The organism is uncultured Dechloromonas sp. (genome assembly GCF_945957265.1).
Classification (GTDB): Bacteria; Pseudomonadota; Gammaproteobacteria; order Burkholderiales; family Rhodocyclaceae; genus Azonexus.
Window position 1 is genome coordinate 14585 of the sequence record NZ_CAMFKO010000019.1, and the last position, 18336, is coordinate 32920.

Here is an 18336-nt window from a genome sequence, read left to right on the forward strand (position 1 = left end):
TGGGCATCCCCCAACGCACGTCCAAAGAAAAATCCATGTCGCTGTTCCGCAAGACCGTAGTCCTCCTCCTCAGTATCGCCCTCGCCGCCCCGGCGTTCGCCCAACAACTCCCCGTGCCGCCCGCGCTGGCCGCCAAATCGTGGCTGCTGCTCGATCTCGGCTCCAACCAGGTGCTGACCACCGAAAAGCCGGACGACCGTCTCGAACCGGCGTCGCTGACCAAGCTGATGACGGCCTACCTGACGTTCGCCGCCATCCACAAGAAGACCCTGGCGCTGGAGCAGCCGCTGCCGGTTTCCGAAAAAGCCTGGCGCACCGGCGGCTCCAAGATGTTCATCCGCGTCGACACGCAGGTTCCGGTCGAAGACCTGATCAAGGGCATGATCGTGCAGTCCGGCAATGACGCCTGCGTCACGCTGGCCGAAGGCATCGCCGGCAGCGAGGAGAATTTCGCGCAGATGATGAACCGCGAGGCCCAGCGCCTGGGCATGAAGAACAGCCACTTCATGAACTCGACCGGTCTGCCCGACCCGAACCACTACACCACGGCGCGCGACCTGTCGCTGCTCGCCTCGGCACTGATCCGCGACTTCCCGGTCGAGTACGGCAAGTACTACTCGATGAAGGAATTCCGCTACAACAACATCACCCAGCCGAACCGCAACCGCCTGCTCTTCATCGACCCCACGGTCGACGGCGTCAAGACCGGCCACACCGAGGCCGCCGGCTACTGCCTGATTTCCTCCGCCCTGCGCGACAAGCGCCGCCTGCTCTCGGTCATGCTCGGCACCGCTTCCGACAGCGCCCGCGCCAGCGAATCGCAGAAGCTGCTCAACTGGGGATTCATTTCCTACGATGCCGTCGCCGTGTTCGCCAAGGATCAGGAAATCGCCAAGCTGCGCGTCTGGAAAGGCGCGCAGAGCGAGATCAAGGCCAGCTTCCCGAACGATCTGAGCATCGCCGTGCCGAAGGGCTACGCCGACAAGGTGAAGTCCGATTTCGTCGCCGAGCCGCGCCTGATCGCCCCAATCGAGGTCGGGCAGAAACTGGGCACCGTCAAGGTCAGCATCGAGGACAAGCCGTACGGCGAATACCCGGTGCTCGCCCTTGAAAAAATCGAACTCGGCAATATCTTCGTTCGCATCATCGACACCATCCGCCTGTGGTTCAACTAAGACCGTGACCGCCTACGTCGCCGACCCCGTCTACCTGAATGGCCGTTTCCTGCCGCTGGCGGAAGCGGGCGTTTCGCCGCTCGACCGCGGCTTTCTGTACGGGGACGGCGTCTATGAGGTCATTCCGGTCTATTCCCGGCGCGCCTTCCGCATCGACGAGCATCTGCAGCGCCTGCAGGCGACGCTGGACGGCATACGGATGGCCAACCCGCTGCCGGCCGCAGACTGGAAAGCCGTCGTCCTCAAGCTGATCGAAACCGCCCCCTGGGACGACCAGTCGATCTACCTGCAGGTCACCCGCGGCGCCGACGACAAGCGCGACCATGCCTTCCCGCCGGCGTCGGTGCCGCCGACCGCCTTCGCTTTCGCCTCGCCGCTGGTCACCACCCCGGCCGAGGTGCGCGCCAGGGGCGTCGCCGCCATCACCGTTCCCGACCTGCGCTGGTCGCGCTGCGACCTCAAGGTCGTCTCGCTGCTCGCCAACGTCCTGGCCCGCCAGCAGGCCGTCGACCAGGGCTGCGCCGAAGCGCTGCTGATCCGCGACGGCCTGATGAAAGAAGGCGCCGCCTCCAACATCTTCGTCGTCAAGGATGGCGTATTGCTCGCCCCACCCAAGACGAACCTGATGCTGCCCGGCATCACCTACGACGTGATTCTCGAACTGGCCGCGACACACCGGCAGCCGCTCGTCGTCCGCGAAATCACCGAAGCGGAACTTCGCACCGCCGACGAGGTCTGGATGACCTCATCGACCAAAGAGATTCTGGCCATCACCACCCTCGACGGCCAGCCAGTCGGAAACGGATCAACCGCGGGCAAGCCCGGCCCGTTCGGCGAGCAAATGTGGCAGTGGTACCAGGACTTCAAGAACACCGTAATGCGCAAAGGCTGACATGGCTTCGTACAAGGACACCCTCCTCGAATTCCCCTGCGACTTCCCCCTGAAGATCATGGGCAAGGCGCACGACGAACTCGCCCAGGCGGTGCTCACCATCGTCACCAAGCACGCCCCCGATTTCGACGGCGCGACGATGGAAATGCGCGCCAGCTCCGGCGGCAACTACCTGAGCCTGACATGCACGGTGGTCGCCACCTCCAAGCCGCAACTTGACGCGCTGTACATGGAGCTGACCTCCCACCCCCTGGTCAAGGTCGTGCTGTAAGGTGACCATTGTCGTCAAACGCCTGGGCCGGGTCGATTACGAACCCACCTTCCAGGCCATGCAGGACTTCACCGCCACCCGCGGCGCCGAGACGCCCGACGAGTTGTGGGTCGTCGAGCATCCACCGGTCTACACCCTGGGCCAGGCCGGCAAGCCCGAGCATGTGCTGCGCGACATCGGCATCCCCCTCGTCAAGATCGACCGCGGCGGCCAGGTCACCTACCACGGCCCCGGCCAGGTGGTCGTTTACCTGCTGCTCGACCTGTCGCGCCTGAAGATCAAGGTCCGCGAACTGGTCACCGCCATCGAACAGGCGGTCATCGACCTGCTCGCCGACTACGCCGTCACCGCCGAGCGGCACGACGGCGCCCCCGGCGTCTACGTCGGCGCGGCAAAAATCGCGGCGCTCGGACTACGCATCCGCAACGGCTGCTCGTATCATGGTGTATCGCTCAATGTGGACATGGATCTCTCCCCGTTCGACGCGATCAACCCCTGCGGCTACGCCGGGCTGAAAGTCATACAAACCAAGAACCTGAATATTCCGCTTTCCGTAACAGAGGCCGGCGAGCACCTAACGCAGCACTTGCTGCAGCAATTGGACAGACAACATGGCTGAACCCAAACCGGAAGGCGCAACCAAGCAAAAAGGCGTCAAACAAAAAGGCGAACTGAAGACCGCCCGCATCCCCATCAAGATCGTTCCCGTCGACCAGCCGCTGCGCAAGCCGGAGTGGATACGCGTCAAGGCCGGCAACAGCGCCGGACGCTTCGGCGAAATCAAGTCCATGCTGCGCGAGAAGAAGCTGCACACCGTCTGCGAGGAAGCTGCCTGCCCGAATATCGGCGAATGCTTCGGCCGCGGCACGGCCACCTTCATGATCCTCGGCGACATCTGCACGCGCCGCTGCCCGTTCTGCGACGTCGGCCACGGCCAGCCCCTGCCGCCCAACCCGAACGAGCCGGCCGAACTGGCCGACTCGGTGTCCTCGCTGAAACTGCAGTACGTGGTGATCACCAGCGTCGACCGCGATGACCTGCGCGACGGCGGTGCCCAGCACTTCGTCGACGTCGTTCGCGCCGTGCGCGAGGCCTCGCCGAAGACCACCATCGAAACCCTGGTCCCCGACTTCCGCGGCCGCATGGACATCGCCATCGACATTCTCGGCGCCAGCCTGCCCGACGTGCTGAACCACAATATGGAAACCGTGCCCCGCCTCTACAAGCAGGCCCGCCCGGGCGCCGACTACGCCCACTCGCTGGCCCTGATGAAGCAGTTCAAGGCGCGCTATCCGCACGTCAAGACCAAGTCCGGCCTGATGGTCGGCCTCGGCGAAACCGACGAGGAAATCCTCGACGTCATGCGCGACCTGCGCGCCAACGACGTCGAGATGCTCACCATCGGCCAGTACCTTGCCCCTTCGGGCCATCACCTGCCGGTCAGCCGCTATGTCCATCCCGACACCTTCAAGATGTTCGAGGCGGAAGCGCTGAAGATGGGCTTCTCCGGCGCCGCCTGCGCACCGATGGTGCGCTCCAGCTATTGGGCGGATCAGCAGGCGCATAGCGCGGGAGTCGGCTAACTTTCACCCCCAAGAAAGAAAAAGAAAGGGCAGCCCGTTTCGGAGCTGCCCTTGTTGTTTTCGACCTAAGCTTACCGAGCGCTAGCCGGCGGGGGTGGCGGCGAACCTGGAGGCGGCGGAGGAATACTCGTATCTTGCTGCTGAGCCTGCGCCTGCGAACGAACCGGCGCTGAATAGCTCATGTTCGCCGGCACCGGAACACGGTGCCCCTTAGCGTACATGCACTGAATGTAGGCATTGTCATACTGGCGTTGCGTCCCCGCAGTCGATGCACGCGAAGCATCCGTTCCAGTCGCGCTACCCATCAGCAGACCGGCACCGGCACCGATGGCCGCCCCCTTACTGTTGCCACCGATCGCCGCACCGGCCAATGCGCCCACAGCAGTACCAACTGCCGCACTGGTCACTACCGATTCCTTCGCAGCATCACCCGCTGTCTTGCCGCCAATCTGGTATTGCGCATACTGACGGCAATCGACATCATCTGCGCGGAAACGCTCGAAAGGCTGCCCCGTCCCTGGCAGAACCATCACGCTCGGGCCTGTCGGCAGGACCGTACAGGCCCCCAGAAAAACCACCGAACCAATGGCGGCCCAGCGGGAAAAACAACTAAATTCCGACATGGTTATTTCTCCGGTTGCGGCAACACTTTTTGCCATCCCTCGGTGCACTCCTTGATGTAAGGGTAATAGCCCTTGCCGCTCTTGCAGTAATACCAATAGTGCTGCCCCTGAACAGGCTGTGCGGCAGGCTCCGCTTGTTCTATATAGACAGGTGGCTGTGGCGCAGGTACCACGACAACCTGTGGCGGATAGTAGTAGGGCGGGGGATACCAACCCGGCCCCCATGTCGGCCCCCAAGTAGGTCCCCACACGGGGCCACCGATGGATGCACCAATATAGACACGTGTCCTATGCGCCCACGCACTACTCGCCATCGAAGCCATGAGAACAGCCAACAACGGGATAACCAATTTCCGACATTTCATGGCAACACCTACAACTCCAAGTATCTGCTTTAACGATAGCGAATATCCATGCGCAATGGGAGGAGAAAATTGCTACATTTTGTAAGCGAGATAAACTCCCTACAAAGCCTCCTTCAATTTGGCGAGACGCGCAGTGGCCTCTCTGTCCAAAAGCTTCTCGTCAATTCCGTTCAGCAATTCCTTTGCTTCTACCTTATTGCCTTCAGGCACCAGCATTTCAGCCAGATGTACCCGAACCACACCGGATTTTGCGTCCAGCGCAAGAGCCTTGCGTGCCGTAGCAATTGCCTCGCCTCTTTGGTTCCCGTTGAGTTGGGCCTGGGACAAGGTATCCAGCGCATTGGCGCTTTTGGGCGCAAGAGAAGAAGCCTTGCTCGCCAAATCAAGCGCCCTGGAATCCTTGCTCATGACCAGTGCCCACGCCAGATCATTTAGCGCAACAGGGTTATTCGGATCCTTTTTGACGATCTTCTCCAGATGCTTTGCTGCTTCCTTGTAATCTCCCTGCGCGCTTGCACGATTTGCTGCCAGAGCCAAGCCAGGCACATTATCCGGATGAGCAATCAGCCATTTGGTCAATTCTGCAGCGGCCAGCGTACCGCTGCCGCTCTGATCCAGCAAACGAACCTTTTTTTCCATAGCCAGTTCAGGCAATCCGGCAAGACCAGCCTCAGCATAAGCCTTCAATGCATCCGAGTGGCGATCGGTGGCCCCGTAAACATCCCCCAGGAGGATCAAGCCAACCGCCTTCTGACGAGGTTTGTCACGTAGCATTTCTGCCGTCGTTTGCGCCTCCTTGGCCAACTTCATGCTCACCTGCAACCTTGCAAGCATCTGGTAAGGTACCACTTCCTCCGGACGTAACTGAATCAGACGTCGAAGCACCTTCTCTGCATCCTGATTTTTTCCAGCTTTAATCTGATTTTGCGCATGCTTCAAACTCCAGTCCACGCGGTCAGGATAGCGTTCCGACAACTGCGCAAATTTGACGGACGACTGCGAAGACTCCCCTACCGATTCCTGGACATAGGCTGCCAACGCAAGCATCCGCGCATTATCTGGCATTGCCCCCTCCCCCTCCTTGACCAAAGCCAACGCCCTGTCCTTTCGACCTGCCTTGACCCAATGTTGCGTCGCAGCTTCCCTCAAGGCAAGATCAGTTGGTGCCGCAGCGACCCCCTTATCCAGCAATGCGCCAATTTTTTCTGCCTCCGCTCCTGCACCGGCCATCAGTCGAACCTGGTCCAGATAGATCCGCGGGTCCTTGGCCCCCACATCAACCGCCTTTTTCAAGCGATTTTCATAATCCAGTCGCGCCTCCGGCGTTTTTGCTGTTTTCAACAAGGCCGATAGTGCAGCGTAGTTATCCGGATGCAAATCAAGGGCCTGGCGAGTAAGCTCCAAAGCCTTTGCCTCATTTCCTTCACTTCCGACAACCGCCGCCATCCACATCAAAGGCTCGGAGTCCTGTGGCCGCTGGGTAATCTCCGCTTTTGCCAAGTCTTTTGCCAAACCATACTGTTTCGTGCGAAGCGCCGCATTGAAAACCGCTTCCCTATCCTTAGCCTCCTTCGCGGCAAGCTTTGCAGAGTCGAGGGCTTTCAAGGCCTCGCTCTGCTGACCGCTGGCGCCCAACATTTCGGCCAACTTAGCAAGAAAATCGGCACGAACGGGCTCCTGCAATGCCGCTTTCGACATCAACCGAATGGCGGCTTGCTTATCTCCACGCGACCATGACACACCGGACGCCATTGCCAAAAGACCTCTGTCCTCAGGGGCCCGGTTAATTGCCTTATCGAGAGCAAATGCAGCTTCAACCACGTTCCCACGACGCATCTCGAGCATGGACTTCAAACGAAATCCCTCACTGGAATTCGGAGAAGCCGACAAAATCTTCTTGATCCGTGTTTCCACGGAAGATAGTTCATTCCGCTCCAACTCGATGGACGCGGCGATTACCTGCGATGGGATATGCTCCGGCAGTGCTGCCAACACCTTGGTAGCTGCGGTATAGGCCAGGTCCTGCTTGCCATCCTCAAGCAGAAACAAGGCTTCGAGATACTGCGTTCGATAATATCCGGGGGCCAGTTTACGCAGTTTGTCGCGGAGCGGACGGGCCTCTTCCTTTCGGTTGGCTCCAATCAATTGCTCGGCATATTCGCCAACCACACCTCGATGCATAGGCGCTGCGTCATAGGCCCGCTTGATCGCCTGCAATGCCTTGGCTGCATCTTCGTTTGCTAAAAATACGCGGCTCGCTGCACGCGCAACCCACCACGGCGCATGCTCAACCCTCAAGACATCATCCATCTCGGCGGCTGCTTCTGCCCGCCGGTTCGCACTGAAAGCGAGTTGCGCGCTCGCAAGCCTGATAGCCGGCGTCATCTCTTTCGCCAAGGCAAGTTGCTCGCTGGCTTTCTGGGATTGACCTGATGCCAGATAGGCCAAACCAACCAGCGCCTTCAGATCGCTGTCGGCAACTGGCGACTGCAGCTTCTGGCTTCCAAAATCTCGAACCAGCAAGGCATTCTCGCCTCTATCCAGAAGCAATACAGCAATCCTGGGAGCCAGTTCGTTGGGATCGCCACCTGACTCAAGCGCACGCCGTAACTGCTGCTCTGCACCAGGCAGATCGCCGTTCCGCTCCAAGGCTTCGGCCAGCGCAAGGCGAGCAGCAAGCAACTTGGGATCTGCCTGGACAGCATTCTTGAAACTGATCAACGCTGCCGCCAAATCACCCTTGTCCAGAAATGCCGCTCCCTCCTTCACGTAGTCGGAGGCAGAATTGGAACAACCCAATATCAAAATGCAGGACAAGGCGATCACCGTCGAACGCATTTCATTGCACATTGTGTATAGAGACAACATGGGTTTACCGCCTCCCAGGCTCTTCTTCATTTCTGCATCCCTTAGGAAACTGACAATCCGTAACAATATAGGGCGAAGTATCCACACGGCAAGCCATGTGAATAACCAACGGCCTAGGCATCACTGCATATTGCAAACTGAGTAGACGGACACAAAAAAGGCGACCGAAGTCGCCTTTTTCGAGCACTTACAAATTATTTACGCGGCTTTGCGGCGACGAATACCGAAGGCACCCATCAAGCCGAGGCCAACCAAGGCCAAGGAACCAGGTTCCGGAACAGTATTTCCGCCGCCAGCACCGTTATCACCACCACCACCTTGCACGGTACCGAAACCGTCAAGATAGACATAACCGGCGTGACCGCCGTAGGGGCAGTCAGCAGCCAACAGGCTGATCGTGTAAGTACCACCCTTTGCGACCTGCAGAGCAATGTCTTGCCAGCCACTAGAGTACCAACCGTTATTCAGATTCTTGAACGTTGCAGGAGCCGACGCAGAAGAGAAAGTGGCGTTGTACAGCACATTGCCATTGCCATCGACAACCTTCAAACCAAAGATATCGGAATCAAGAATGGTATGCGAGGACTGCAACACAGCTGCCCAGGAGAAATTGATGCTAGTACCATCATAGTTGCTGACGGTTTGGGAAATGACGTTAACCGAATTGTTGTTAAAGCGATCATTCACCCGAACGGAATGATCACCGTAGCGCACCGTAGCCAGCGAAGCATCAATGGCATCAAAGCCGGCACTGGTAATTGCGCCTTGCCAGTTTGTATTGGTTGTATAGCTTGCGGGATCCAACGCCAAATCACCGGTGCTGGTTCCCGTATTGCCGCTCACAAAACCCGACGTCTGGGTCCAGCCTGCATAACTATTTGATTCGAAACCGCCGTTCAAAAAGCTCGCCGCCTGTGCAGAGCCAACCAAACCAGCGCTCAACAGCGCCACTGCCAATATCGATTTTTTCATGACAAACCCCTTATCTCGTTGATCGTCAGGCGACACAACCGCCTCGCCAAAGCAATAAGCACCAATCATGCCATAACAAAAAATAACAATTTGATCAATAACATAATAAGAGAGCAACACCTTTTCGGATACGCACTGTAAATTTCCCCGACACATTAACAATGCAACAGCCGATATACCGAGAGATCATCATGGCCAACGCCAAAACCTTCTCTCCTCATTCAAACCGAAACCCAGCCAGCGCCACACCGCTGATTCAGGACAGAGCAGGACTTAGACTGATTACCACCTCCGTTACCCCCCCGGAAGCAGCCCCCAAAAAAAGAGGGCAGAACAACGCTGCCCTCCAAAAATCACCGTCAAATTACAACACTATTACACGATCAAAGCAGCTTCATCTTCTTCGCCGCCTCGCGCAGCTCACCCCGGAAATTGGGGTGCGCGATGCCGATCAGGGCTTCGCAGCGCTGCTTGGCCGTCTTGCCGCGCAACTGCGCCACGCCGAATTCGGTCACCACGTAGTTGATGTCGTTCTTGCTGGTCGATACGTGCGTTCCCGCCGAAAGCGTCGGGACGATACGGGAGATGGTGTCGTCCTTGGCAGTCGCCGGCAGCACGATGAAGGCCTTGCCGCCATTGGAACGGTTGGCGGCGCGCACGAAGTCGGACTGGCCGCCGGTCCCCGAGTAGGGCACTGCGCCGAGGCTTTCCGAACCGCACTGGCCCATGAAGTCGATCTGCATGGTCGCGTTGATGCAGTGCAGGTTGTCGTTCTGACCGGCCAGATAGGGGTCGTTGGTGATATCCACCGGGTGCATTTCCAGCGCCGGGTTGCGGTGCATGAAACGGTAGAGCTTGTTCGAGCCGAGCGCGAAGGTAGCCAGCATCTTGCCGTTGTTGACGTTCTTCTTGCTGTTGTTGACGACCCCGGCCTCGACCAGCGTCATGATGCCATCGCCGATCATTTCGGTATGGATGCCCAGGTCATGCTTGTGGGTCAGCTGCATCACCACGGCGTCGGGAATGCCGCCATAGCCGATCTGCAGCGTGGCGCCATTGGGAATCATGTCGGCGACGTATTTGCCGATGGCTTCCTGGACCGGGCCGATCTTCGGCAGGCCGACCTCGAGCAGCGGATCGTTGCTCTCGGTGAGCGCGGTGACCTTCGAGACATGGATGTGGCAGGCGCCATTGGCGAAGGGGACGTTCGGGTTGACTTCGAGAACCACGGCGCGCGCCCTGGCAATCGCGGCCATGGTGTAGTCGGGACCGAGCGACAGGGAGAAATAGCCGTGCTCGTCCATCGGCGAGGCCATGGCGAAGACCACATCGGCAGGCATCAGGCCGCGTTCGATCAGGATCGGCATTTCGGAGAAGTAGGAGGGATGGAAATCCACCCAGCCCTGCTGGCCACCCGGACGCGTCACGCCGCCGAAGAAGTAGGCCACGTGGCGAACGTGCTGGGTGGTTTCGGGATCGATGTATCCGTACTTGCGCAGGGGCAGGATCTGCGAAATCTTGACATCCTGGTAACGGGTGCGCACATCGGAGAGCGCCGTGAGCAGTGCGGGCGGCTCGCCGACCCCGGTCGGAACGACGATGGTGTCGCCGTTCTTCACGACGTGGATCGCATCGGCCGCCGTCATGCGTTTTTGTTGGTATTCAGCCTGTACGGACATTCTGGTTCTCCTCTTGCGTTTGTTATGAAAGTTGAATCTTCCCATTTTGGTCAGACCAAAATAGTGACACAAATCAATTCCAGAAGCTTGCTGCAGCGCAAAAACATACGTTCCGGTATGGGCTAAAAACGCCCGGGCGCGTCAATCCGGCGACTGCGTACCATGCTTGCGGTTGCTGCCGGCCACCATCCGGATCTCGAACAAGCGGCACTCGAGCGGCCCGTTGAACAGCGGCGTCTTGCGGCTGGGCTTCAAGCCCACCAGCTTGGGCAGGCGCAGGTCGGCGGTGAAGAAAAAGCCGTTCCAGCCGGCCCAGTGGCGCTTCAGCGCCGTACCGAGCTGGGGATAGAAGGCGGCCAGTTCGTCCTGCTCGCCGATCCGTTCGCCATAGGGCGGGTTGGCGAGGAGGATGCCATGATCCGTCAGCGGCTGGGTTTCGAGGATATCGCCATGATCGACCGTCACCACCCCGCCAAAACCGGCTTCCTGCAGGTTGCGGCGGGTGGCGCGCACGGCGCGTTCGTCGATGTCGTAGCCGCGGATATCCATCGGCTCCGCCGGCTTGACGCGCGCCTCTGCGGCGGCGCGGATATTCGCCCAGTTCAGCGCTTCGAAGCTTTTCAGGCGTTCGAAGGAGAAGGTGCGATCCAGCCCCGGTGCGCGGTCGAGCGCCACCTGCACGGCTTCGAGCAGGAAGGTGCCGCTGCCACACATCGGATCGATCAGCGGGGTACCGGGCTGCCAGCCGGTGAGCTTCAGGATGCCGGCGGCCAGGTTTTCCTTCAGCGGCGCCTCGACGCTGGCCTTGCGGAAACCGCGCTGCCACAGGGGCTGGCCGGAGGTATCGAGGTACAGGGTGCACTCGTTCTCGGTCAGGAAGACATGGACGCTGACATCCGGATTGCGCGTCTCGATATTCGGCCGCTCGCCGAGATCCTCGCGGAAACGGTCGCAAACCGCGTCCTTGACGCGCAGGGTCACGAAATCGAGCGACTTCAACGGACACTTGATGGCCGTGGTCACCACGCGCATGGTGTTGGAGACCGTGAAGTGATTCGGCCACAGCTGGCGCACGGCCAGGCGGTAGATGTCCTCCTCCTTGACGTACGGTCCCTTGACGATATGCCACAGGATGCGCGTGGCGATGCGCGACTCGAGGTTGGCGCGGTAGCAGACCGACCATTCGCCCGAGAAAAAGACGCCGCCATGCACCGCCTTGAGGTCTTCGCCGCCGACGCTGCGCAATTCCTCGAGCAGCAGTTCTTCGAGCCCGCGCGGGCAGATCGCAAAATATTTGTTCATGTCAGAAGGGTTTCAGGACGACGAGGAAAAGAACGGCAAGGAGGATGAGGACGGGCAGCTCATTGTAGAAGCGGAACCAGACGTGGGTACGGGCATTGCCGCCCGCCTGGAAATCCTTGAGCACCCTGCCGCAATGCCAGTGATAGGCGGCGAGGACGGCAACCAGGGCCGTTTTGGCGTGCAGCCAGCCGCCGCTGAAGCCGAAGCCGAACCACAGCCACAGGCCGAGCAGGACGGCCAGGATGCCCAGCGGCGTCATGAAGCGGTACAACTTGCCCGCCATCAGCAACAGGCGATCCCGTTCGGCCACGCTATCCGCCGGCACCATCGCCAGGTTGACGAAAATGCGCGGCAGGTAGAACAGGCCGGCGAACCAGGAAATGACCATCCAGATATGGAGTGTCTTTACGACGAGCATGTATTTCTCCGGGCAAGCGCGTCGGCAATGCCATCGGCGACCGACGGAAAGGCGAGGCGCAGGTTCAATTCGTTTTTCAGGCGCCGGTTGCCGATACGGCGCGATTCGCGCATGAAGGACATCTGGACCGGCGACAGCGCCCTTTCGGCTTCGCTGCGGCTCAGGCGCGGCGCCTTGGGCAAGCCGAACGCCTCGGCGACGCGATCGAAATAGGCCGCCATCTTCAGGTCCGTATCGTCGACCGCATTGTAGGCGCGATTGGCCCGCCCCAGCCTCATCGCGGCGATGCAGGCCGCGGCGAGGTCGTCGGCGTGGATGTGGTTGGTGAAGACATCGTCGCCATCGACCAGGGCCGGCGTTCCCTTCAGCAGTCGCTCGACCGGCAGGCGATCCGCGGCATAGATGCCCGGCGCCCGCAAAATGGAAACCGGCACGCCGTTGCGCGCCCCCCAGGCGCGCAGGCAACGCTCGGCATCGACGCGGCGGCCGGCACGGTCGCTTTCCGGCCTCAAGCGGCGGGTTTCGTCGATGACGGCACCGGCGCAATCCCCGTAAACCCCTGTCGTGCTTACGTAAACCAGGCTGCGTGGTAGACTTTTGCCTTTGCTCAGCGCCGCCAGCAGGTTGCGGGTGCGCGTATCGCGCTTTCCCGTTCCGGGGGGTGGCGCCAGATGCAGGACGCAGTCGGCCAGACCGGCCAGGCGCGCCAGGCTGGCCCGCTCGTCAAGATCGGCCAGAACCGGGGTGGCACCTGCGTTTCGCCATTCTGCCGCGCGGCCTGCGTCGCGCAACAGGGCGTACACCCGGGCATGCGGAGCAAGTTGGGACAGGATGCGGCGGGCGACGTCCCCGCTGCCAACGATCAGTATTTTTTGCACGTCGGCATTTTAGCCGAGCAACGAGGGGAACCGATGCGCTATCAAGTCACCGTCCAGCCGAGCGGCCGCCAATTTACCGCGGAAGCCGATGAAACCCTGCTCGACGCGGCGCTGCGTCAGGGCCTGACCATGCCCTACGGCTGCAAGGATGGCGCCTGCGGCGCCTGCAAGGGGCACGTCCAGTCGGGCACCGTCGACCACGGCAAGGCTCAGGCGCACGCCCTGACCGATGAGGAAAAGGCCGCCGGCATGACCCTTTACTGCTGCGCCAAGGCCCAATCCGACCTGAACATCGAATGCCGGCAGATCACCTCGGCCAACCAGATTCCGGCCAAGACCCTGCCTTCGCGCATCGAAAAGCTCGAAAAACTGGCCCCGGACGTCATCGAGCTGCACCTCCGCCTGCCGGCCAGCGAGCGCCTGCAATTCCTCGCCGGCCAGTACATCGACATCCTGCTCAAGGACGGCAGGAGGCGCAGCTTCTCGCTGGCCAACGCCCCCCACGACGATGCCCTGCTCCAGCTGCACATCCGCCACGTGCCGGGCGGCGTGTTCACCGACCAGGTCTTCTCGACCATGAAGGTGCGCGACATCCTGCGCTTCAACGGCCCGCACGGCAGCTTCTACCTGCGCGAGGATTCGCCCAGACCGATGATCCTGGTCGCCGGCGGCACCGGCTTCGCGCCGATCAAGGCCATCGTCGAGCACGCCATCGCCGAGAATTGCCAGCGCCCGATGCTCATCTACTGGGGCGCCCGGGCCAGGGCGGACCTGTACCAGAACGCGCTGCCGGAACAATGGGCGGCCGAGCACACCAACATCCGCTACGTGCCGGTCCTCTCCGAACCCGCCGGCAGCGACGCCTGGAGCGGACGCAGCGGCCTGGTCCACCAGGCTGTATTGGCCGACTTCCCCGATCTTTCGGATTACCAGGTCTACGCCTGCGGCGCCCCCGTCATGATCGAGGCCGCCAAGCGGGACTTCATGGCGCAAGGCCTGCCGGAAGAGGAGTTCTTCGCCGACGCCTTCAGCTTTTCGAGCAACTGACCCGCACCGCCCTGGCGACGACGAACATCACCGCTGCCAGGCGCAGCCGTGCAGGGTTTCGCCATCGAGCGTCACGCTCGCGGCCCAGCCGAATACCGAATTGGCCTGCCGATCGTGGCACAGCTTCTGCTCGAAACGCAGGGTCAGGGCATGCCCGCCATCGGCAACCCGGTAGTTGGCCACGCCGTTTTCCGGAAGCGCGGACGCATAGGGCAGAACGACCTCCGGCCGCCCCTGGCGCTTGAACTGCACCCGCTCGCCGCCGGCCGCGAGTATCCAGCCCGGCTCGTTGCCGGAAGCGCGCCACGCCTCGTCCGACGCGCCGGGCACCTGGCAACGTCCGTCGGTCTGGGCAAAATTGACTTGCGAGGCCTTCAGGCGATCGTGCTCGACGAAGCCCAGCAGTTCGACATACAGCTTCTTGCCGGCCGCCAGGCCGATCAGGTCGAGCGCCTTGCCGACCTGGCCATCCGCCGAAACATCCTCGAAGAACACGAAGCTGCGGTCGCGACACGGAGCGAACATCAGCTTGTCGCCGTACCTGAGGACCTGGCCGTAGGCCAGCCGTGGCTTGGTGTCGACCGGCTTGCTGGCCGGCAGGTCGGCGATATTCACCTCGTCGGCCAGGGCGGGCAGGCTCAACAGGGCCAGGGAGAGAATACAGGCGACATTGCGTGGTTTCATGACTGCTCGTGGGCGGGGAGTCGACAAGGCGACATTGTTGCCGATGCCCGCACGGAAAATTTTGATGCAGTTGAAAAACGTGGCTTATTCGCCCAGATAGGCCGCCCGCACCTTGGGATCGTCGAGCAATTGCGCGGACTCGCCGTGCAGGGTGATTTCCCCGCTCTCCATGACATAGCCGCGCTGGCTGCTTTCCAGCGCCAGTTTCGCGTTCTGTTCGATGAGCAGGATGGTCATCCCGGTTGCCGCGACGGCGCGCACCACCTCGAAGATTTTCTGCACCATGATCGGCGCCAGGCCCATCGACGGCTCGTCCAGCAACAGCATTTTCGGACGGCTCATCAGGGCGCGGCCGATGGCCAGCATCTGCTGCTCGCCGCCGGAAAGCGTACCGGCCAACTGGTTTTCCCGCTCCTTCAAGCGCGGGAAATACGCAAAAATCTGCTGCAGATCCTGCTCGATCGCCGCGCCATCGTCGCGGACAAAAGCCCCCATGCGCAGGTTTTCGAGAACGCTGAGGCGCGGGAACACGCCGCGCCCCTCGGGAACCAGCGCGATGCCCTTGCGGATGACGTCGTGCGGCGCGATCTTGCTGATTTTCTCGCCACAGAAATGGACATCACCCCCGACCGCATTGAGGACGCGGGAAATCGCCTTCAGCGTGCTGGTCTTGCCGGCGCCGTTGGCGCCGATCAGGGCGACCGTCTCGCCTTCGTTGACGTGGAAGGTGATGCTGCGCACCGCCTGGATGCCGCCATAGGCGACGTGGAGTCCGGTAACTTCAAGCACCTAGGTAAGCCTCGATAACGCGTTGATCTTTCTGCACGACAGCCGGCACATCCTCGATGACCAGCGCGCCGTAATCCAGTACCGCGACGCGGTCGCACAGCCCCATGACCAGCTTGACGTCGTGCTCGATGAGCAGGATGGTCGTGCCGTCATGGCGGATGCCCTCGATCAGGTCGCGCAACTCCTCCGTCTCGGTCGCATTCATGCCGGCGGCCGGCTCGTCCAGGCAGAGCAGCTTGGGCTCGGTGGCCAGGGCGCGGGCGATTTCCAGTCGGCGCTGGTCGCCGTAGGAGAGGTTCTTGGCCAGGTCGTCGGCCCGTTCCTCGATGCGCACGTAGTGCAGCAGTTCGATGGCGCGCTGGCGGATGGCCGCCTCTTCGGCACGGGTCGCCGGGGTATTGAGCATAGCGCCGACGATGCCGGCCCGGGTACGCACGTGGCGGCCGACCATCACGTTTTCCAGCGCCGTCATGTTGCCGAACAGGCGGATGTTCTGGAAGGTACGGGCGATGCCCCGCGCCGCGGCATGCTGCGGCGCGTCGGCGACCAGCGGTGCGCCGTCGAAGGTGAAGCCGCCGCCATCCGGCACGTACAGCCCGGTCATGCAGTTGAAGAAGGTGGTCTTGCCGGCGCCGTTGGGGCCGATCAAGCCGTAGATTTCGCCGCGACGGATGGTCAGCGACACATCGCGCAGCGCCTTGACGCCGCCGAAATGCTTGGCGACGGCTTTCGCTTCGAGCAGCGGGGTTGGCAAATTCGTGCTCATGCCTTGACCTCCGCCTGCTTCTCGCCCAGTTCCCGCTTGCGCTCCGGCGACGGCCACAGGCCGGCCGGCTTGAAGCGCATCACGAGCACCAGCGCCAGGCCGAAAACGAGCATGCGCAGGCTCTCGGGATCGACCATCATCTTGCCGAAGAGTGCCATCTGGATCGGCCCGACCCCGTAGCGCAAGGCTTCCGGCAGGATGCTGAGGAGCACGGCGCCGAGGATGACGCCGGGAATGTGACCCATGCCGCCGAGGACGACCATGGCCAGGATCATGATCGACTCCATCAGCGAGAAGCTTTCCGGCGACACGAAGCCCTGCATGGCGGCGAACACGCCGCCGGCGATGCCGCCGAAGCTGGCGCCCATGGCGAAGGCCAGCAGCTTGACGTTGCGGGTGTTGATGCCGACTGCCTTGGCGGCGATTTCATCCTCGCGGATGGCTTGCCAGGCACGGCCGATACGCGAGTTCTGCAGGCGCAGGTTGATGATGACGACCAGGATGGCCAACGCGACCAGCAGGTAGTAATACTTCATCGGCCCGCTCAGGGTCAGGCCGAAAATCTGCGTATTGCCCGAGAACCTGAAATCGCCGAAGGCCACCGGATCGATCAGGGTGATGCCCTGCGGCCCGTTGGTGATATTCACCGGCGCGTTCAGGTTGTTCATGAAAATGCGGACGATTTCACCGAAGCCGAGCGTCACGATGGCCAGGTAGTCGCCGCGCAGCTTGAGCGTCGGCGAACCGAGCAGCACCCCGGCGATGCAGGCCAGCGCGGCACCGATGGGGAGGATGACCCAGATCGGCAGATGCAGGCCGAAGTGCGGGCTGGCCAGCAAGGCCCAGGTGTAGGCGCCGACCGCATAGAAGGCGATGTAGCCGAGGTCGAGCAGGCCGGCGTAGCCGACCACGATGTTCAGGCCGAGAGCCAGGAAGACGTAGAGGATGGCGAAGTCGAGGATGCGCACCCAGGCCTGGCCGCCCATCGCCGCCACGAAGGGCAGGCCGAGCAGGGCGATGGTGATCAGCGTGACGCCGAAAAAGGAACGGGGATTCAGCCACTTGCTCATGCTCTATCCCCTGTCTTTTCGCCGAACAAGCCCGATGGCTTGAACATCAGCACGACGATCAGCACAACGAAGGCAAAGATGTCCTGATAGTGGCTGCCCAGGAAGCCGCCGGTCAGGTCGCCGATATAGCCTGCCCCCAGCGCCTCGATGATGCCGAGCAGCACGCCGCCGAGCATGGCGCCGGCGAGGTTGCCGATGCCGCCGAGCACGGCCGCCGTGAAGGCCTTGAGGCCGAGCATGAAACCCATCTGGTAGTGCGCGATTTCGTAATAGGTGCCGACCATGACGCCGGCCAGCGCGCCCAGCGCCGAGCCGATGACGAAGGCGGCGGCGATGACGCGGTTGATATTGACGCCCATCAGGCTGGCCACCGCCGGGTTCTGCGCCGTGGCGCGCATCGCCATGCCCAGCTTGGTGCGGTAGATCAGCGCCAGCAGGCCGGCCATGGTGGCTCCGGAAACGACCACGATGAAGACCTGGATCGCCGTGAAATGCGCCCCGGCCAGTTCAAAATTGATCTTCGGCAGCAGGGGCGGAAAAGTCAGGTAATTGCGCCCCCAGATCATCATGGCCAGGTTTTGCAGCACGATGGACATGCCGATGGCCGTGATCAGCGGCGTCAGACGCGGCGCGTTGCGCAGCGGGCGATAGGCAATGCGCTCGAGGCCCCAGCCCAGCGCCATGCAAATCAGCATCGATGCGCCAAGGCCGGCCATGCCGGCCAGCGCGACCGGCATGCCGGCATTGATCAGGGAGCCGGCCACCGTGATGGTGACCAGGGTGCCGATCATCACCACTTCGCCATGCGCGAAATTGATCAGCCCCATGATTCCGTAGACCATCGTATAGCCCAGTGCGACCAGGGCGTAGATGCTGCCCTGGACCAGGCCATTGACTATCTGCTGGAGAAAGATATCCATTTAGTCTATTTCTGTGTATGCATAATTGGAAACG

General features: G+C 61.4%; 18 protein-coding genes. 6 read left to right on the plus strand and 12 right to left on the minus strand.

From position 1 onward, the window contains the following. Positions 1–35 precede the first annotated feature (35 nt). Genes Q0P59_RS11430 through lipA form a run of 5 tightly spaced genes read left to right on the plus strand, consistent with a single transcriptional unit; the run spans position 36 to position 3921 of the window. Positions 36–1175: a D-alanyl-D-alanine carboxypeptidase family protein gene (locus tag Q0P59_RS11430; protein ID WP_295006592.1), complete on the plus strand. Its 1140-nt coding sequence runs from the start codon at positions 36–38 to the stop codon at positions 1173–1175. A 4-nt stretch (positions 1176–1179) separates the two neighbouring features. Further along, entirely contained in the window at positions 1180–2067 is an 888-nt protein-coding gene (locus Q0P59_RS11435; protein WP_295006593.1) for a D-amino acid aminotransferase, read from the plus strand. Position 2068: 1 nt separating this feature from the next. Further along, the gene (locus Q0P59_RS11440) at positions 2069–2338 is read left to right on the plus strand and encodes a DUF493 domain-containing protein (RefSeq protein ID WP_121458068.1); all 270 of its coding nucleotides are present in this window, start codon (positions 2069–2071) and stop codon (positions 2336–2338) included. A 1-nt stretch (position 2339) separates the two neighbouring features. After that, positions 2340–2957, plus strand: coding sequence for a lipoyl(octanoyl) transferase LipB (gene lipB, locus Q0P59_RS11445; protein ID WP_295006594.1), 618 nt, complete (start codon positions 2340–2342; stop codon positions 2955–2957). Further along, positions 2950–3921: a lipoyl synthase gene (gene lipA, locus Q0P59_RS11450; RefSeq protein WP_295006595.1), complete on the plus strand. Its 972-nt coding sequence runs from the start codon at positions 2950–2952 to the stop codon at positions 3919–3921. The genes lipB and lipA overlap by 8 nt, the downstream gene beginning before the upstream one ends. 71 nt (positions 3922–3992) lie before the next feature. Here lipA and Q0P59_RS11455 read toward each other — a convergent pair whose 3' ends face one another. The 7 genes from Q0P59_RS11455 to Q0P59_RS11485 all read right to left on the minus strand — a co-directional run bounded on the left by Q0P59_RS11455 (position 3993) and on the right by Q0P59_RS11485 (position 13026). Next, a complete protein-coding gene (locus tag Q0P59_RS11455; RefSeq protein ID WP_295006596.1) occupies positions 3993–4580 on the minus strand; it encodes a YMGG-like glycine zipper-containing protein in 588 nt (195 codons plus the stop codon). Between the two features lie 428 nt (positions 4581–5008). After that, positions 5009–7807 (minus strand): XrtA/PEP-CTERM system TPR-repeat protein PrsT, encoded by a 2799-nt coding sequence (gene prsT / locus Q0P59_RS11460; RefSeq protein ID WP_295006597.1) that lies wholly within the window; start codon positions 7805–7807, stop codon positions 5009–5011. A gap of 168 nt (positions 7808–7975) precedes the next feature. Then, complete coding sequence (locus Q0P59_RS11465; RefSeq protein WP_295006598.1) at positions 7976–8866, minus strand: PEP-CTERM sorting domain-containing protein; 891 nt, start codon at positions 8864–8866, stop codon at positions 7976–7978. A gap of 266 nt (positions 8867–9132) precedes the next feature. Then, on the minus strand, positions 9133–10428 hold the full coding sequence (locus Q0P59_RS11470) for an acetyl-CoA hydrolase/transferase C-terminal domain-containing protein (protein WP_295006599.1): 1296 nt from the start codon (positions 10426–10428) through the stop codon (positions 9133–9135). 141 nt (positions 10429–10569) lie between these two features. Next, positions 10570–11730, minus strand: coding sequence for a THUMP domain-containing protein (locus Q0P59_RS11475; protein WP_295006600.1), 1161 nt, complete (start codon positions 11728–11730; stop codon positions 10570–10572). Between the two features lies 1 nt (position 11731). After that, entirely contained in the window at positions 11732–12148 is a 417-nt protein-coding gene (locus Q0P59_RS11480) for a CopD family protein (RefSeq protein ID WP_295006601.1), read from the minus strand. Beyond that, positions 12136–13026 carry an SDR family oxidoreductase gene (locus Q0P59_RS11485; RefSeq protein WP_295006602.1) on the minus strand — a complete coding sequence of 297 codons (891 nt, stop codon included), beginning with the start codon at positions 13024–13026 and terminating at the stop codon, positions 12136–12138. The genes Q0P59_RS11480 and Q0P59_RS11485 overlap by 13 nt, the downstream gene beginning before the upstream one ends. A gap of 33 nt (positions 13027–13059) precedes the next feature. Here Q0P59_RS11485 and Q0P59_RS11490 point away from each other — a divergent pair, with 33 nt between their 5' ends. Further along, complete coding sequence (locus Q0P59_RS11490; protein ID WP_295006603.1) at positions 13060–14073, plus strand: CDP-6-deoxy-delta-3,4-glucoseen reductase; 1014 nt, start codon at positions 13060–13062, stop codon at positions 14071–14073. Between the two features lie 27 nt (positions 14074–14100). Here the strand turns inward: Q0P59_RS11490 and Q0P59_RS11495 are convergent, their stop codons facing one another. From Q0P59_RS11495 to Q0P59_RS11515, 5 genes are all read right to left on the minus strand, one after another. Next, complete coding sequence (locus Q0P59_RS11495; RefSeq protein WP_295006604.1) at positions 14101–14757, minus strand: hypothetical protein; 657 nt, start codon at positions 14755–14757, stop codon at positions 14101–14103. Between the two features lie 84 nt (positions 14758–14841). After that, positions 14842–15546 (minus strand): ABC transporter ATP-binding protein, encoded by a 705-nt coding sequence (locus Q0P59_RS11500; RefSeq protein WP_295006605.1) that lies wholly within the window; start codon positions 15544–15546, stop codon positions 14842–14844. Beyond that, positions 15539–16312 (minus strand): ABC transporter ATP-binding protein, encoded by a 774-nt coding sequence (locus Q0P59_RS11505; RefSeq protein ID WP_295006606.1) that lies wholly within the window; start codon positions 16310–16312, stop codon positions 15539–15541. The genes Q0P59_RS11500 and Q0P59_RS11505 overlap by 8 nt, the downstream gene beginning before the upstream one ends. Further along, a complete protein-coding gene (locus tag Q0P59_RS11510) occupies positions 16309–17382 on the minus strand; it encodes an ABC transporter ATP-binding protein (RefSeq protein WP_295006607.1) in 1074 nt (357 codons plus the stop codon). Before Q0P59_RS11510 ends, Q0P59_RS11505 begins: the two co-directional genes overlap by 4 nt. Continuing rightward, entirely contained in the window at positions 17379–18302 is a 924-nt protein-coding gene (locus Q0P59_RS11515; RefSeq protein ID WP_295006608.1) for a branched-chain amino acid ABC transporter permease, read from the minus strand. Before Q0P59_RS11515 ends, Q0P59_RS11510 begins: the two co-directional genes overlap by 4 nt. Between the last annotated feature and the right edge of the window lie 34 nt (positions 18303–18336).

Coding starts and splice junctions, on each gene's coding strand:
- Q0P59_RS11430 (WP_295006592.1), top strand. CDS start 36: ATGTCGCTGTTCCGCAAGACCGTAGTCCTCCTCCTCAGTATCGCCCTC.
- Q0P59_RS11440 (WP_121458068.1), top strand. CDS start 2,069: ATGGCTTCGTACAAGGACACCCTCCTCGAATTCCCCTGCGACTTCCCC.
- lipA (WP_295006595.1), top strand. CDS start 2,950: ATGGCTGAACCCAAACCGGAAGGCGCAACCAAGCAAAAAGGCGTCAAA.
- Q0P59_RS11455 (WP_295006596.1), bottom strand. CDS start 4,580: ATGGCAAAAAGTGTTGCCGCAACCGGAGAAATAACCATGTCGGAATTT.
- prsT (WP_295006597.1), bottom strand. CDS start 7,807: ATGAAGAAGAGCCTGGGAGGCGGTAAACCCATGTTGTCTCTATACACA.
- Q0P59_RS11470 (WP_295006599.1), bottom strand. CDS start 10,428: ATGTCCGTACAGGCTGAATACCAACAAAAACGCATGACGGCGGCCGAT.
- Q0P59_RS11475 (WP_295006600.1), bottom strand. CDS start 11,730: ATGAACAAATATTTTGCGATCTGCCCGCGCGGGCTCGAAGAACTGCTG.
- Q0P59_RS11480 (WP_295006601.1), bottom strand. CDS start 12,148: ATGCTCGTCGTAAAGACACTCCATATCTGGATGGTCATTTCCTGGTTC.
- Q0P59_RS11490 (WP_295006603.1), top strand. CDS start 13,060: ATGCGCTATCAAGTCACCGTCCAGCCGAGCGGCCGCCAATTTACCGCG.
- Q0P59_RS11495 (WP_295006604.1), bottom strand. CDS start 14,757: ATGAAACCACGCAATGTCGCCTGTATTCTCTCCCTGGCCCTGTTGAGC.
- Q0P59_RS11505 (WP_295006606.1), bottom strand. CDS start 16,312: ATGAGCACGAATTTGCCAACCCCGCTGCTCGAAGCGAAAGCCGTCGCC.
- Q0P59_RS11510 (WP_295006607.1), bottom strand. CDS start 17,382: ATGAGCAAGTGGCTGAATCCCCGTTCCTTTTTCGGCGTCACGCTGATC.
- Q0P59_RS11515 (WP_295006608.1), bottom strand. CDS start 18,302: ATGGATATCTTTCTCCAGCAGATAGTCAATGGCCTGGTCCAGGGCAGC.